The sequence below is a fragment of the Paenibacillus montanisoli genome (genome assembly GCF_003268025.1).
GTDB lineage: Bacteria > Bacillota > Bacilli > Paenibacillales > Paenibacillaceae > Paenibacillus_Z > Paenibacillus_Z montanisoli.
Window position 1 is genome coordinate 184,290 of record NZ_QLUW01000004.1, and the last position, 13,610, is coordinate 197,899.

The following is a 13,610-nucleotide window of genomic DNA, read 5'->3' on the forward strand; positions in this document are numbered from 1 at the left end:
TCGAGAAACCGGCCACGCCTCCAACGGGCGCAGGTTCCGTTTCTTCGTATCTCCTAACTTTAAACGATGAACTAAGCTTCGATCAAATCTTTCTTCGCGAAATCGCCCACAGCCTGCTCCGCCTTCAGCGCGATGGCCGCCATCGTGCGCACCGCTTCCACCGGGTAGCTGCCCGAAGCCGTTTCGCCGGAGAGCATCACCGCATCCGTGCCGTCCCACACGGCATTGGCCACGTCGCAAGCCTCAGCGCGCGTCGGACGCGGGTTGCTTTGCATCGAATCGAGCATCTGCGTTGCCGTGATAACGAATTTGCCTGCGCGGTTGCACGCGGCGATCATCCGTTTCTGAGCCATCGGCACTTCTTCGATCGGAATTTCGACGCCAAGGTCGCCCCGCGCTACCATGATGCCTTCCGAAGCGTCCACGATTGCGGCCAGCTCGTCGAGACCTTCCTGGTTTTCGATCTTCGAAATGATTTGAATGTGGCTCGCGCCTTTCTCGGCCAGCAGTCCCTTCACCTCAAGCACGTCCTCCGCCCGGCGGACGAACGACATGGCGATCATATCGACGCCGTTCTCGATCCCAAAGGCGATATGCAGCTTGTCCTTCTCCGTCACGCCCGGCAGGCTGGTGCGGATGCCCGGCAAATTAACGCCTTTGCGCGACTTGATAATGCCGCCGTTCAAAATGACGCAGACCACTTCGCTGCCTTCGATGCGAACAACCTCCAGCTCGATCAAACCGTCGTCGATCATAATGCGCGAACCAACCTTAACATCCTTCGCCAAGTCATAGGACACGGAGATCCGCGATGCCGTACCGACGATCGGCTCGGTCGTCAGCGTCAGAAAATCGCCGCTTCTCAGCATGTAGGATGATTCCTGCAGCATTCCTGTCCGGATTTCCGGACCTTTAATGTCCAGCATAAAGGAAACCGGTACATTCAGCTTGCTCGCCGCCGCCCGAACGGCCAAAATCCGCTGACGATGATCATCCAGCTCCCCATGCGCCAAGTTCAGTCTCGCTATATTCATGCCTGCTTTCAGCATGCCCTCCAGCATCTCCGCCGACATACAAGCAGGTCCCATCGTGCATACAATCGCTGTTTTCTTCATGCCGCTCACTCCCAGGTCTAGATTCATTCTGTTGCTCCTATTGTAAAAGAACAATTGCGCGAGTAGGTAGGACTATAGTACAGTGGTTGTAAAATAGTACGTTCAATGTTCGGGAGCGAGCGACAGCCTATGTTTCATATTTTCGACATCAAACAAGAGCGCGGCATCCTTCAAGGGGATCGGCGGACGCTCGGCATGGACAGCTATACGCTGGTTTGGGTGCGCTTCGGCCAGACCAGCTACGCCTTCTCGGGCCAAACGATCAGCTGCCGCAAAAACGATCTGCTGCTCATACCGGCCGGCGTTCCCGCCGCTGAGATGCGCGGCACCGGAAGCATCCGTGAAAGCGTGACGGTACGCTTCAGTCCGGCCGATATTTCTACGATGCAGCTGCTGCCGATCTTATCGCGCCGGGCGCCGCTGCGCTGGGTGACGCATATGCCGGAGCTGCTGCTGGAGAAGCTGCTTTATATCGTGGAACAATGGAGCGATCGCGACCGCTACTTCTCGATCATGTGCTCGGCGCTGCTGACCGAGCTGCTCGTCACGATCAGCCGGGAATATGACGAGGGCGAGAAAGCGCCGTCCTCCATTCAGCACATCGAGCGGATGAAGCGCTATATCGAGGACCATTACAGGAGCAAAATAACAAAGCTTGAGCTAGGCGACTGCATCGGCGTCAGCCCCAACTACGCCGCCTCGCTGTTCAGCAAAGTCACCGGCCTGACCATTAGCGAATACGTCCACCGCAGACGGATGAAGACGGCCCACTACCTGCTGCGCCACTCCCAGCTAACCGTGCAGGACATCTCCGAACATCTCGGTTACAGCGATCCGTCGTACTTCAACCGCATCTTCAAACGTATTATTGGCAAGCTGCCGTCGGACCTGATTGCGGAACGCACGCTGCTCGAGTGAGCTTGCCGCTGGAGTTCGTTAGTCCGATGCGGTGGCGTGAGCAAAGCCGCCAAGGACAGCCAAGTTATCGAGCGGCAGCATGCCCTCCAAAAAAAAAGGCCGCCAAGTCATCCTTGGCGGCCTTCCTTACCTATTACTTCACCCACTCCGTGCGCGGAGAGTCGAAATCGACCATATGGTCCGCCGTCGGGGAGAGCGGGATCGCCAGCATGCGCATCGCGTCCATCGGGCGAAGCATCGAGCGCAGCTCGTAGGGCGTCTTCTTCCCGCGTTCCAGCCAATCGCCGATATGCTCCTGCTCCAGTATCGCCGGCATCAGCGGCTGGTACGGAGATACATGCGAGTTAGCCTCCGTCATCAGCATCGTGCACGTGCGCATCTCATCGCCGGAAGCCGGGCGGAATACATCGTAGAGCCCGGCAATCGCGAAGATGCCGCTTCGCATCGCGAGCTTCATTTTGTGAACCTCTTTGCCAATCGTACGCGTCACATAGAACCCGCTGCAGGGAATGATGCAGCGCTGCTTCTGTACGATGCGGTCATAAATCGGCTTGTCGAACAGCCCCGCGCTGTCCATCCGCACGGAATCGCGCGCCCAATACGGCACCATCCCCCACCGAAACTCATCCAAAATCCGTCCGTTCTTTGACTCGAAAATCGCCGAAACCGAATCCGTCGGGTTAACCTCATACCGGTTAGAAAAATGGAACAGTACATTGTCGAGCTTGAACCGCTCCGTCAGCTCCGAGGCCTGGGCGGTAATCGATATCGATTGACACATGGGAAACACCTCCATCTATTTCGGCTATTATTACCTGTTTAGCCAAAATCATGTGCGGCGCCGGCAGATCCGTTTATCCGTTATAATAGATAGCAACATGAGGAGGGCTGAGCATCCATGCGTGAACGCGCAGAAGAATCGAATAAACACCAGCAGAAGTTTTCCAAAGGAGAACGGCTGCTTCCGTTCTCGTCCCTGTTCCAAACGGATGGAGAGTCCCACGAGCCCCCTATTTTCATCAACCGCGTACGCGAATCGTTCGAGCTGCTCATGCACGCGCATGATTTTATCGAAATTTGCATGGTGACCGAGGGTACCGGCGTTCATTATATCGGCAAAGACCAAGTGCCCGTATCGCGAGGCGATCTGTTCTTCATTCCGGTCGGCGTCTCCCACGTCTTCCGTCCCAAATCGGCTAACAAAGGCCGGCCGCTCATGATGTACAATTGCACCCTGCCCGCCCGGCAGATGGACAAGCTTCTTCAAGCGCTGCCCGCAGGGCTTCAAATCGCCGAAGCGCTTCAAGGACTGAACGATGCCGGGCAATGGCTCCATATCCGGGACCGCAACGAGGAAGGCAGGCATCTCTTCCATAAGCTGCATGACGAGTTCACGTCCCGCAAGCCCGGGTATGCCGCCAGCCTATGCGCCGCGACGATCGAGCTGCTCGTTCTGGTCTACCGCAGATGGCTTGAGGACAAGCAGCGGCCGCAGCCGGAAGAGCCGCCTCATCAGACGACCCGAGCTTCCGCCTCCTTGCAGCACATCATCGAACAGATCGATGCCGAATGCACGGCGGAGCTGCATGTGGCCGATATGGCTGCGCGGCTAGGCATAAGCGAGCGGCATTTTCAGCGCAGCTTCAAGAAGGCGACGGGCATGACGTTTCTGGACTATGTACAGAGCGCGCGGATCGATCTGAGCTGCAAGCTCCTGCTTGGCAGCGACGATAAAATCAACGAAATTGCCGCGCGTGCGGGCTACTCGGACATGAAGTTTTTTCACGAGCTGTTCAAGAAAAAAACCGGCGTTACCCCGCGGCAATACCGGCTCTCCCCCAATTAGCGTCACGTTTTGGTCAAAATGGCTGCCTCTCCGTCCTTAATCGCCACCGTATGTTCGAATTGAGCGCCGATCGAGCCGTCCATCGTCCTCGCCGTCCAGCCGTCCTGTTCGATGCTGAAGTCCGGGTTGCCTATGACGAAGATCGGCTCGATCGTAATCACCATCCCTGGGGCAAGCTTCTTGCCCTTGCCCGGCTTGCCTGTATGGTGAACCTGCGGATCCTCATGCATCCTCCTTCCGATGCCGTGTCCGATAAACGCATCGACGACGGCGTAACCTTCCGCTTCCGCGACCTGCTGCACCGCATGGCCGATATCTCCGATCCGCTTGCCTGCCCTCGCCTGCGCGATCCCTTGATAGAGGGCATGCTTCGTCGCGTTCATGAGCCGCTCAAGCTCGGGACTGACCTTGCCCACCGCATACGTCCAAGCCGAATCCGCCATCCAGCCGTTCAACTCCGCAACCATATCGATCGTCACGATTTCCCCTTCCCGCAGCGGTACATCCCGCGGAAATCCATGGCAGACCACGTCGCCGGCCGAAGCGCATGTCGCGAATGGATAGCCTTTATAACCCTTCTGGGCCGGCTTCGCCCCGTGGCTGCGCATATACTCTTCGGCAAAACGATCGATCTCAAGCGTCGTCGCGCCAGGACGCAGCCGCTTGGCAATCTCCGCATGGCAGCCCGCGACTATCCGCCCGGCTTTGCGAATAAGCCGCAGCTGCTCGTCGGTCTTGTAATGAATCACAAGGCATCCCTCCGGTGAAAACAAAAAAACCTTGTCCCTATCGTTCCGGGCAAGGTTTCATAGTTTTTCTTATTAGCTGACCGACGATCGAAGTCTTCCCATTTCATGCTCGACGAGCATCGTTAGTTCCTCCTCATATCCGCCGGTAATCCGGTACTTGCGGATATAGTCTCGTACGAACTTGCGGGAATCCTTCGGCTGAAAAATCCGAGTTAGTTCCTTGAGGCTTTCTTTGACTTCATTATGGCTGCGTTTCGCCATGAAATCCCCTCCCTAGCATCGGTTGGTGGTCCAAACAAAATCGATACGAGAACGCGCGCGGCGGAACTTGAACCGCGGCTGGCACTTCACTTGGAGTCCTAACGACATCCGCCTTGAAGCAGGTGAATCCATGAGGGTAGACAGAAGCTTGAAATCAAATTGTCTCATTTATCTTTCAATTATAACATTTTAAATTCTTAGAAAAAAGCGAACAGCGCAAATTTTTACATAACTTTTAATTCTTGTCGTCCTCTGACGACTGTCCGGCAGCTGCCGACTCCTCCGCTGATTGGCGCAGATCTTCATTCGCCTGGTCGGTTGGATGCGGGCGCGATGACGGCGTGGTGGTTGACCAAGCACTGTTCTTATATACGCGTAAATAGGCGACAACGCCTACGACGGCAACAATGACGCCAAACAAAATGACCGTATTCGTCATCCATGGACTAACCACTTTATTCGCCCCCTCACCCTGTTGAGCTCCCGGATATGCTAATTATAGGGGATAGGGATAACGCTTTCAATGTCATGGACTGCCTCATCGAAATTGTAACATGTTACAGTTAAGTTACTCTGCGGAACGTTCCGCTCCCCCATGCGAGCAGCTCACCTTTATTATCGACAATACGGCCCTGCATTGTGAGGGTTCGTCTCGATTTGTGGATGAGCAGCGCTTCGCAGCGGATTTCTCCCAGGCCGGCGCTCTGCAAGTAGTGAACGTTCAGCTGCGTCGTGACGGTCTTCTCGCCGGGACAATCGAGAATGACGACCAGCCCCATGGCATTATCCAGAAGGGACGCCAGCACGCCGCCATGCACGATACGGGCGAGGTTCAAATGCTCCGGCCGCACCTGCAGCGACACGATAGCCTTTCCCCGCTCCGCATGCGCAAGCTCGCAGCCGAGGTAGCCCCAGAACGTCGGCTTCGCCGCCTCGGCAAGCGCCTCCAGCTCCGCAAACGGGTCACTCCGGCGCTCCGGGCCCGTTTCCGCTTCCTTCTCGTGCATTCGCTTCTTCCTCCTCCTGCAGCTTGCGCCGCAGCACCTTACCGATCATCGTCATGGGCAGCTCGGTACGGAATTCATACTGATGCGGCACTTTGAATACGGCCAGACGGTCTCGGCACCACCGGTCAAGCTGCATGGCGGACAAATTGACGTCCTTGCGCAGCACGACGAACGCTTTGACCGTCTCGCCCCGGTAAGGGTCTTTAACGCCGATAACGGCGGCATGGTGGACGCCGGGGTGCTCGTAAAGCACCTCCTCCACCTCGCGCGGATAAATATTGAAGCCGCCCGCGATGATAATGTCCTTAATCCGGTCGACGATGGCGAAGAAGCCGTCCTCATCCATCTTCGCCAAGTCCCCGGTACGCAGCCAGCCATCGGTAAGCGCGGCCGCCGTTGCCTCCGGCTTGTTCCAATAGCCCTGCATCACCTGCGGGCCGCGGATCAGCAGTTCGCCGACCTCCCCGGGCATGAGCGTCTCGCCTGTCGACATATCGACGACTTTGGCCTCCGTACCCGGCAGCGGAACGCCGATGGTGCCGATTTTGCGCTTCGCCCAGATCGGGTTCGTATGCGTAACCGGCGAAGCCTCCGTCAGCCCGTACCCTTCGATCAGCCGGCCGCCGGATAGAGACTCGAATTGGGTTTGCACTTCAAGCGGCAGCGGCGACGAGCCGCTGACGCACACTTTGATTGAAGAGAGATCGTATTTCTTCACGTCGGGATGGTTAAGCACGGCGATGTACATCGTAGGCGCGCCGGGAAACACGCTCGGCTTCTGCTTGCGGATCGTCTGCAGCACGGTACCGACTTCAAAGCGGGGAAGCAAAATAAGCGTCCCGCCCTTCATGATGGACAAGTTCATGAGCACCGTCAGCCCGAACACATGAAAGAGCGGCAAGGCGGCTAGGAACCGCTCTTTCCCCTCCTCCATCCGGTAAAACCAAGCCGCGCACTGTGCCGTGTTCGCGACCAGATTGCGGTGCGACAGCATGACGCCTTTCGCAACGCCCGTCGTGCCGCCGGTATACTGCAGCAAGGCGGTAGCCTCGGGATCGGCCTTATGCTCTGCGGGAAGCTTCGGCGCCTTGGACATAAAGGCGGTATAACGTGTAACGCCGAACTTACCGTGCGGAATGGGCGGAGGAAGCTGTCCGTCGCGCCGCTGCTTGATCGGGAAGAGAAGGTTTTTCGGAAAAGGGAGGGCATCTTGGATAGAGGTGACGATAACGGTGCGCAGATTGGGCAAAGGGCCTTCTTCGGGGATTTCTCCCCGGACCCGTGCTAGACGGGGATACAGCAGATCAAGGGTGACGATGGCGGACGCGCCGCTGTCCTTCAGCTGATGCTCCAGCTCCCGCTCCACGTAGAGCGGGTTCGTCATGACCACGATCGAGCCAGCAAGCAGAACGCCGAAATAGGCAATAACCGTTTGCGGGCAGTTCGGCAGCATAATGGCGACGCGGTCGCCCTTGCCGATGCCTGCCGCTTGCAAGCCGGCCGCCATCCGTTGGGCGGCGGCCAGCAATTCGCGGTAGGATGTCTTTTTGCCGTAAAAGAACAGGGCTTCATGGTTAGGATACTTGGCAGCGGTTTGTAGCAGCAGTTCGCTTAGGCTTAAGTCCGGAATTTCCACATCAGGCACAACCTCGCCGGGGTAGCAGCGAAGCCAAAGCCGCTCTTGCGGTTGTTCCATAGTTGTCACGCTCCCCCTACAACGTGTACTGCTGGCTGCGGATGACGCGTGCGGCAATGCCGCGTTTCAGGGCGATCGTATCGACAAGCGGCGAGCGTGTCAGCTTCTTCAGAACGGAGAGCTGGGTTTGCAGGGCATCCCCTTCCTCCAATGCGGCTAGCGTCGTTTTGGCGTACCGTTCGATCCGCTCCATCGCTTCCTGCACGAAGACGACCGTCATGGCGATGGCGTTTTGCGTTTCGGCGGACACTGTCGAACCGCCTCGCAGCAGCATTTTGCGCGTGCGCAGATTGGCGCTTTCCATCGCGAACACTTGAATCATCATATCGGCTAGCTGGCACAGCACCTCTTGCTGCTGCTCCAGCGCCAGACCGTATTTTTGCACGGCCAGGCCGCCGACGGCGAGGAAGATTTTCTTGGCCTGTTGGATGCGGTACGTTTCCTTGCTGAGCGGCTCGTCGAAGGATGGCAGCGGCATCGGCTGAAGCAGCTCCGCCTGCAGGGCGCGCGCCTTGCGCAGCAGCGGCAGCTCGCCCTTGAGCGCCTTTTTCATTAGCGTCCCGGGGATGAGCATCCGGTTGATTTCGTTCGTCCCTTCGAATATCCGGTTAATGCGGGAGTCGCGGTAGATCCGCTCCACCTTGTATTCCTTGATGTAGCCGTAGCCGCCGTGGATTTGCACGCCTTCGTCCGCCACGTAATCCAGCACTTCCGTGGCAAACACCTTATTGATCGAGCATTCCAGCGCATACTCGGAAATCGCCTTGGCCGCAATCGCCCCCGCATCCGCCCCGGATCCTGCGCCTGCCTCGGTTTCCCGCAGCATCTCGTCGATCCAGCCCGCCGTGCGGTACACCATGCTCTCCAGCACGTACGTGGCGATATTCATATCCGCCAGCTTCGCGCCGATTAGCGGAAACGACGAAATCGCCCGGCCGAACTGCTTGCGCGTGTTGGCGTATTTGGCCGTCAGCCCGATCGTTTCCTTCGCGCCTCCGACGCAGCCGGCCGCCAGCTTGAAGCGCCCGATATTCAAGATGTTGAAGGCGATCAGATGGCCCTTGCCGACCTCGCCCAGCACGTTCGCGGCCGGAACCGGCGTATCGTCGAAGAAGATCGCGCAGGTCGAAGAGCCTTTTATGCCCATCTTGTGCTCCTCCGGCCCGATGCTGAAACCCGGCGAGCCCCGTTCCACGATGAAGGCGGTAAAATGGTCCCCGTTCACTTTCGCGTAGACGATGAACAAATCGGCAAATCCGGAGTTCGTGATATACAGCTTGGAACCGTTCAAAATATAATGCGTACCGTCCGGCGTCAGCCTCGCCGTGGTGCGGGCGCCGAGCGCATCGGAGCCGGAAGCGGGCTCCGTTAGGCAGTAAGCGGCGATTTTTTGGCCGGTTGCCAGGTCGGGCAAGTACTTCTCCTTCTGGGCCTGCGAGCCGAAGAAGACGATCGGCAGCGTGCCGATGCCGACATGCGCGCCGACGGAGAGCGCGAAGGACGATGCCTCGGCGAACGTCTCCGCAAGCAGCGTCGAGCTGACTTTGTCGAGCCCGAGCCCGCCGTAGGCCTCCGGCACGTCAGCGCCGAGCAGGCCCAGCTCGCCTGCCTTGCGCAGCAGTTCTACCGTCAGCTTGTAATCGAGCGCTTCGATCGCGGCGTCGCGGGGCAGGATTTCGCCCGCAACGAACGCGCGCGCCGCATCTGCGATCATTCGCTGCTCGTCGGTGAAATCCTCCGGGGTGACGACCGCGCCCGGCGCCATATCCTCCACGACAAACCTGCCGCCCCATCGATTGTTTTGCGCCATCTGTCGTTCACTCCTTTCATACCTGCTGCTTGCCGCGGTTGTTGAGCGCGGCGTGTGCTAATGTAGAGCTCTGGGGGCTCCTCTTGGCTGCTTCAAGCCCAAGTTCCGACAATGTAGCGCCCTGGGAGCTCCTCTTGGCCTCTTTGAGCTCAAGTTTCGATGTAGAGCTCTGGGAGCTCCTCTTGGCCTCCTTGAGCTCAAGTTTCGACAATGTAGAGCTCTGGGAGCTCCTCTTGGCTGCTTCAAGCTCAAGTTCCGGCAATGTAGCGCTCTGGGAGCTCCTCTTGGCTGCTTCAAGCTCAAGTTCCGGCAATGTAGCGCTATGGGAGCTCCTCTTGGCTGCTTTAAGCTCAAGTTTCGACAATGTAGCGCCCTGGGAGCTCCTCTTGGCTGCTTTAAGCTCAAGTTCCGACGATGTAGCGCCCTGGGGGCTCCTCTTGGCTGCTTTAAGCTCAAGTTCCGGCAATGTAGCGTCCTAGGAGCTCCTCTTGGCTGCTTCAAGCTCAAGTTCCGGCAATGCAGCGCCCTGGGAGCTCCTAAACGCTCATGGCATAACGTCGATTACGCCGGCCGCGCCCATGCCGCCGCCGATGCACATGGAGACGACGCCGGTCCCGCCGCCGCGGCGCTTCAACTCATGAATGAGCGAGACGGTCAGCTTCGTGCCGGTACAGCCGAGCGGATGACCTAGCGCGATAGCGCCGCCGTTCACGTTGACGCGCGCCGGATCGAGGCCGAGCTGGTCAATGATCGGCAGGCACTGCGCGGCGAACGCTTCGTTGATTTCGAACGCCTCCACCTGCTCCTTCGTAATGCCCGCGCGTGCCAGCGCCTTCGGTATCGCCTCGATCGGGCCGATGCCCATCACTTCAGGCGCAACGCCGGCCACGCTGTAAGCCCGGAATACGGCAAGGGGCTTGACGCCCAGCTGCTCGGCGCGGGCACGGCTCATGACGACAACCGCCGCAGCGCCGTCGCTCATCTGCGAGGTGTTGCCCGCCGTAACCGTCCCTTCCCGCGCGAAGGACGGCTTCAGCTTCGCCAGCACCTCGGGCGTCGTATCCGGCCGAACCCCTTCGTCGTGGTCAAACACGAAGCTGCGAGCCCATGGCCGCCCGTTATCGTCGACCCCTTCGCGCTGCACATGCAGCGGCACGATTTCGTCGCGGAAACGGCCTTCCGCCTGCGCTTTCGCCGCTTTGCGGTGGCTCTCCGCCGCGAATGCGTCCTGCGCCTCGCGGCTGATGCCGTAGCGGCGGGCCACTTCCTCGGCGGTGTGGCCCATGCCCATATACACTTCCGGCATCGCGTCGGCAATGCCGGGATGAGGCGAAAGCTTGAAGCCGGTCATCGGGACATGGCTCATGCTTTCGACCCCTCCGGCGAGCACGACTTCCGCTTCGCCAAGCCGGATCCGCTCCGCCGCATAGGCAATCGACTGCAGGCCGGAGGAGCAAAACCGGTTAACGGTGACGGCCGGCGTCGTCACCGGAAAGCCCGCATACAGCGTCATGATGCGGGCAAAGTTGAGTCCTTGTTCGCCTTCGGGCATAGCGCAGCCGATTATGACGTCCTGCACGTCCCCGTAAGACAGCCCAGGGACGCGATCCACCGCGGCGCGCAGCACGGCGCGGCCCAAATCCTCGGCTCTCGTATCCGCCAGGCTCCCTTTCTTCGCCTTGCCGACAGCCGTTCGTACCGCCGACACAATGACGGCGTCGAACGGATCGTTCGCATTCAACATTGGCGGTCACCTCCTTCAATGTACGGCTCTCGAAGCCTAGTTTCGAAGCGGCTTGCCCGTCGAGAGCATATGCCGCATCCTCGCTTGCGTCAGCGGCTCGCCGCACAAGCTGAGGAACGCTTCGCGTTCCAAATCGAGCAGATACTGCTCGCTTACCTCCGCGCCAGGCGACGCGTCCCCGCCGGCAATCACATGCGCGAGCTTGCGGCCGATGAGCACGTCATGCTCGCTCACCTGCCCCCCGCGGCGCATCGCGTCGACGGCCAGCTGCAGCACGGCGCGGCCTTCCCGCCCCGCGACGCGGATGCGGGCTCCTGAAGGCTGCGGCACGTAGCCCGCGCGATCCAGCTCCAGCACGCTCCGCTTCGCTTCCGCGACGCGGCTCTCGCCGCGGATGATGACGCGGTCCTGCGGCCGCATCAAGCCGATCCGCTGCACGTCATAGCCGCTGCCCGACGTTTTCCCCATCGCGATCGTCTCGAAGAGCGCGTTCACATGCGGCTGCAAATCGCCGGCTCCCGCGCGCGCCGCCGCCATCACGGCCGCTTCCTTACAGCCGCCCCCTGCGGGAATGAGGCCGACGCCGGTTTCGACGAGCCCGAAGTATGTCTCCGCGGAGAATATAATTTGATCCGCCGGCAAGCAAGCTTCCACGCCGCCGCCGAGCGTCATCCGGTGCGGCGCGGCCACAACCGGCCGGTCGAGCCGCTTAAGCAGCAGCATGCTGTTTTGGAACTGGCGGATGATGTCGTCCACTTCATCGAAATCGCCGTTTTGCGCTTCCATCAGCAGCATCATGAGATTGGCGCCGACGCAGAAGTGGCGTCCCTCGTTCGCAATAACAAGGCCGCGCCAATTCCGGCTGACCTCTTCCGCGCTCTGGCGGATCGCCGTCAAGATATCGCCGCCGATCGCATTGTTCGGCGAATGGAACATCAAGCACGCCACCTCGTCGCCCAAATCAAGCAGGGACGCGCCGGAATTGCCGAGAATCGTTTTCCCGGCGCGCTTCAGCGCCGCTAACGAAATAACGCCCTCCTCTTCCTCCAACGGCCGATACTCGCCGCCGTTCACATAGAACCGCAGCTGCCCCTCTTCCTTGTAAAACCCGGTATTCCCCGCCGCCAGCCATGCCTCGACCCATGCCGGAATGTCGTCCCCTTCCGCGCGCATCCGCTGCACCGAGCGCTCCAACCCGATCGCGTCCCACAGCTCGAACGGGCCAAGCTCCCAATTGAAGCCCCAAACAAGCGCCCGGTCAATATCGCTGACCGTATCCGCGATCACACCGATTTGGCGCGCGGCGTAAAGCAGCACCGTCTTCAGCGAATGCCAGGCGAACTGCGCGTAGCGGTCCTTCGTATCGGTAAAGAGCAGCGCTTTCGCTTTGCCCGCCGCCCCCTTGGCCGCCTTAGCCGCTTCGATGACCGGCGAAGCGACGTTCGCCCTAGGCGCATACGTCATCGTATCGAGCTGCAGCGTCTCGATGTCGCTGCCGCCGCCGGGCCGTTTGATTTTGCGGTAAAAGCCCGCGCCGGCCTTCTCGCCGATCCAACCGCGCGCGACGAGCGCTTCAAGCTCCGGCGGCCGCGCGAACGCCGCCTGATCGATGGCATCTCCGCTACGCTCCCGCACATTGTCCACCACATGCAGCAGCGTATCGAGCCCGACCAAATCGAGCATGCGGAACGTGGCCGTCTTTGGCCGTCCCATCGCAGGCCCCGTGAGCGCATCCACCTCGTCGACGTTCAGCCCGAATTGCTTCATGGCCGCGATCGTCGTCAGCATGCCGTACGTACCGATCCGGTTCGCGATGAAGTTCGGCGTGTCCTTGGCGATGACGACCCCTTTGCCGAGCTGCAGCTCGCAAATGCGCTTAAGCCGCTCCATGACGGCAGGCTTCGTATCCGGCCCCGCCACAAGCTCAACCAGCTTCATATGACGAGGTGGGTTAAAGAAATGCGCAGCGGCAAAATAGCTCCGGAACGCTTCGCTCCGCCCTTCCGCCATCGCGGCAACCGACAAGCCGGACGTGTTCGTCGAAATGAGCGTCCCCGGCTTCAACACCGACTCGACGCTCGCGAACACCGCCCGCTTCACGTCTAGCCGCTCCACCACCGCTTCGACAATCCACTCTACGCCGGCCAGCTTAGCAAGGTCATCCTCCAAATTTCCTGCCGTGATCCGCTGCGCAAAGGCCGCGTCATATAAGGCCGGCGGCTGCTGCCCCGCCAGCTTGGCGATGCTGCCCGCCGCAAGCCGGTTGCGGACGCTCTTATCCTGCAGCGTCAGGCCGGCGCGGCTTTCCTGCTCGGTCAGCGAAGCAGGCACCACGTCAAGCAGTAGCACGCTGATGCCGGCATTGGCCAGATGAGCGGCGATGCCCGCTCCCATGACACCCGACCCAATGACCGCCGCGCGGCGGATTGGCGTCGGCTGTGAAGCTCTAACTCCCACACAATTC

The 13,610-nt window shown here is 59.8% G+C and carries 12 protein-coding genes and 1 pseudogene; 2 read left to right on the forward strand and 11 right to left on the reverse strand.

Annotated features, from left to right (window positions below; all coding sequences use genetic code 11):
* Positions 1 to 110: 110 nt before the first annotated feature.
* Positions 111 to 1,115: pseudogene (gene pyk, locus DL346_RS20505) on the reverse strand (pyruvate kinase); the annotation flags it as partial.
* A 129-nt stretch (positions 1,116 to 1,244) separates the two neighbouring features.
* Here pyk and DL346_RS20510 point away from each other — a divergent pair.
* A complete protein-coding gene (locus DL346_RS20510; RefSeq protein ID WP_165822598.1) occupies positions 1,245 to 2,033 on the forward strand; it encodes an AraC family transcriptional regulator in 789 nt (262 codons plus the stop codon).
* Positions 2,034 to 2,166: 133 nt separating this feature from the next.
* On the opposite strand, the gene DL346_RS20515 is transcribed toward DL346_RS20510, so the two are convergent.
* Positions 2,167 to 2,814: an SOS response-associated peptidase gene (locus DL346_RS20515; RefSeq protein WP_165822599.1), complete on the reverse strand. Its 648-nt coding sequence runs from the start codon at positions 2,812 to 2,814 to the stop codon at positions 2,167 to 2,169.
* 117 nt (positions 2,815 to 2,931) lie between these two features.
* Here DL346_RS20515 and DL346_RS20520 point away from each other — a divergent pair, with 117 nt between their 5' ends.
* Complete coding sequence (locus tag DL346_RS20520) at positions 2,932 to 3,879, forward strand: AraC family transcriptional regulator (protein ID WP_112884247.1); 948 nt, start codon at positions 2,932 to 2,934, stop codon at positions 3,877 to 3,879.
* Positions 3,880 to 3,881: 2 nt separating this feature from the next.
* Here the strand turns inward: DL346_RS20520 and map are convergent, their stop codons facing one another.
* From map to DL346_RS20565, 9 genes are all read right to left on the reverse strand, one after another.
* Entirely contained in the window at positions 3,882 to 4,628 is a 747-nt protein-coding gene (gene map / locus DL346_RS20525) for a type I methionyl aminopeptidase (protein ID WP_112884248.1), read from the reverse strand.
* A 72-nt stretch (positions 4,629 to 4,700) separates the two neighbouring features.
* Complete coding sequence (locus DL346_RS20530) at positions 4,701 to 4,889, reverse strand: hypothetical protein (RefSeq protein ID WP_112884249.1); 189 nt, start codon at positions 4,887 to 4,889, stop codon at positions 4,701 to 4,703.
* 235 nt (positions 4,890 to 5,124) lie between these two features.
* Positions 5,125 to 5,343, reverse strand: a complete 219-nt coding sequence (locus DL346_RS20535) for a hypothetical protein (protein ID WP_133257547.1) — start codon at positions 5,341 to 5,343, stop codon at positions 5,125 to 5,127.
* Positions 5,344 to 5,452: 109 nt separating this feature from the next.
* Complete coding sequence (locus DL346_RS20540) at positions 5,453 to 5,896, reverse strand: PaaI family thioesterase (RefSeq protein WP_112884251.1); 444 nt, start codon at positions 5,894 to 5,896, stop codon at positions 5,453 to 5,455.
* A complete protein-coding gene (locus DL346_RS20545; protein ID WP_112884252.1) occupies positions 5,853 to 7,592 on the reverse strand; it encodes a long-chain-fatty-acid--CoA ligase in 1,740 nt (579 codons plus the stop codon). The genes DL346_RS20540 and DL346_RS20545 overlap by 44 nt, the downstream gene beginning before the upstream one ends.
* 16 nt (positions 7,593 to 7,608) lie before the next feature.
* On the reverse strand, positions 7,609 to 9,402 hold the full coding sequence (locus tag DL346_RS20550; protein WP_112884253.1) for an acyl-CoA dehydrogenase family protein: 1,794 nt from the start codon (positions 9,400 to 9,402) through the stop codon (positions 7,609 to 7,611).
* A gap of 16 nt (positions 9,403 to 9,418) precedes the next feature.
* Positions 9,419 to 9,868, reverse strand: coding sequence for a hypothetical protein (locus DL346_RS20555; RefSeq protein WP_112884254.1), 450 nt, complete (start codon positions 9,866 to 9,868; stop codon positions 9,419 to 9,421).
* Positions 9,869 to 9,946: 78 nt separating this feature from the next.
* A complete protein-coding gene (locus tag DL346_RS20560; RefSeq protein ID WP_112884255.1) occupies positions 9,947 to 11,146 on the reverse strand; it encodes an acetyl-CoA C-acyltransferase in 1,200 nt (399 codons plus the stop codon).
* A gap of 36 nt (positions 11,147 to 11,182) precedes the next feature.
* Positions 11,183 to 13,603: a 3-hydroxyacyl-CoA dehydrogenase/enoyl-CoA hydratase family protein gene (locus tag DL346_RS20565; protein WP_276311572.1), complete on the reverse strand. Its 2,421-nt coding sequence runs from the start codon at positions 13,601 to 13,603 to the stop codon at positions 11,183 to 11,185.
* Between the last annotated feature and the right edge of the window lie 7 nt (positions 13,604 to 13,610).

Bases quoted from the DNA above. Each gene is read 5' to 3' on its own strand.
- DL346_RS20510 (WP_165822598.1), top strand. From the start codon at position 1,245: ATGTTTCATATTTTCGACATCAAACAAGAGCGCGGCATCCTTCAAGGG.
- DL346_RS20515 (WP_165822599.1), bottom strand. From the start codon at position 2,814: ATGTGTCAATCGATATCGATTACCGCCCAGGCCTCGGAGCTGACGGAG.
- DL346_RS20520 (WP_112884247.1), top strand. From the start codon at position 2,932: ATGCGTGAACGCGCAGAAGAATCGAATAAACACCAGCAGAAGTTTTCC.
- DL346_RS20530 (WP_112884249.1), bottom strand. From the start codon at position 4,889: ATGGCGAAACGCAGCCATAATGAAGTCAAAGAAAGCCTCAAGGAACTA.
- DL346_RS20540 (WP_112884251.1), bottom strand. From the start codon at position 5,896: ATGCACGAGAAGGAAGCGGAAACGGGCCCGGAGCGCCGGAGTGACCCG.
- DL346_RS20545 (WP_112884252.1), bottom strand. From the start codon at position 7,592: ATGGAACAACCGCAAGAGCGGCTTTGGCTTCGCTGCTACCCCGGCGAG.
- DL346_RS20550 (WP_112884253.1), bottom strand. From the start codon at position 9,402: ATGGCGCAAAACAATCGATGGGGCGGCAGGTTTGTCGTGGAGGATATG.
- DL346_RS20560 (WP_112884255.1), bottom strand. From the start codon at position 11,146: ATGTTGAATGCGAACGATCCGTTCGACGCCGTCATTGTGTCGGCGGTA.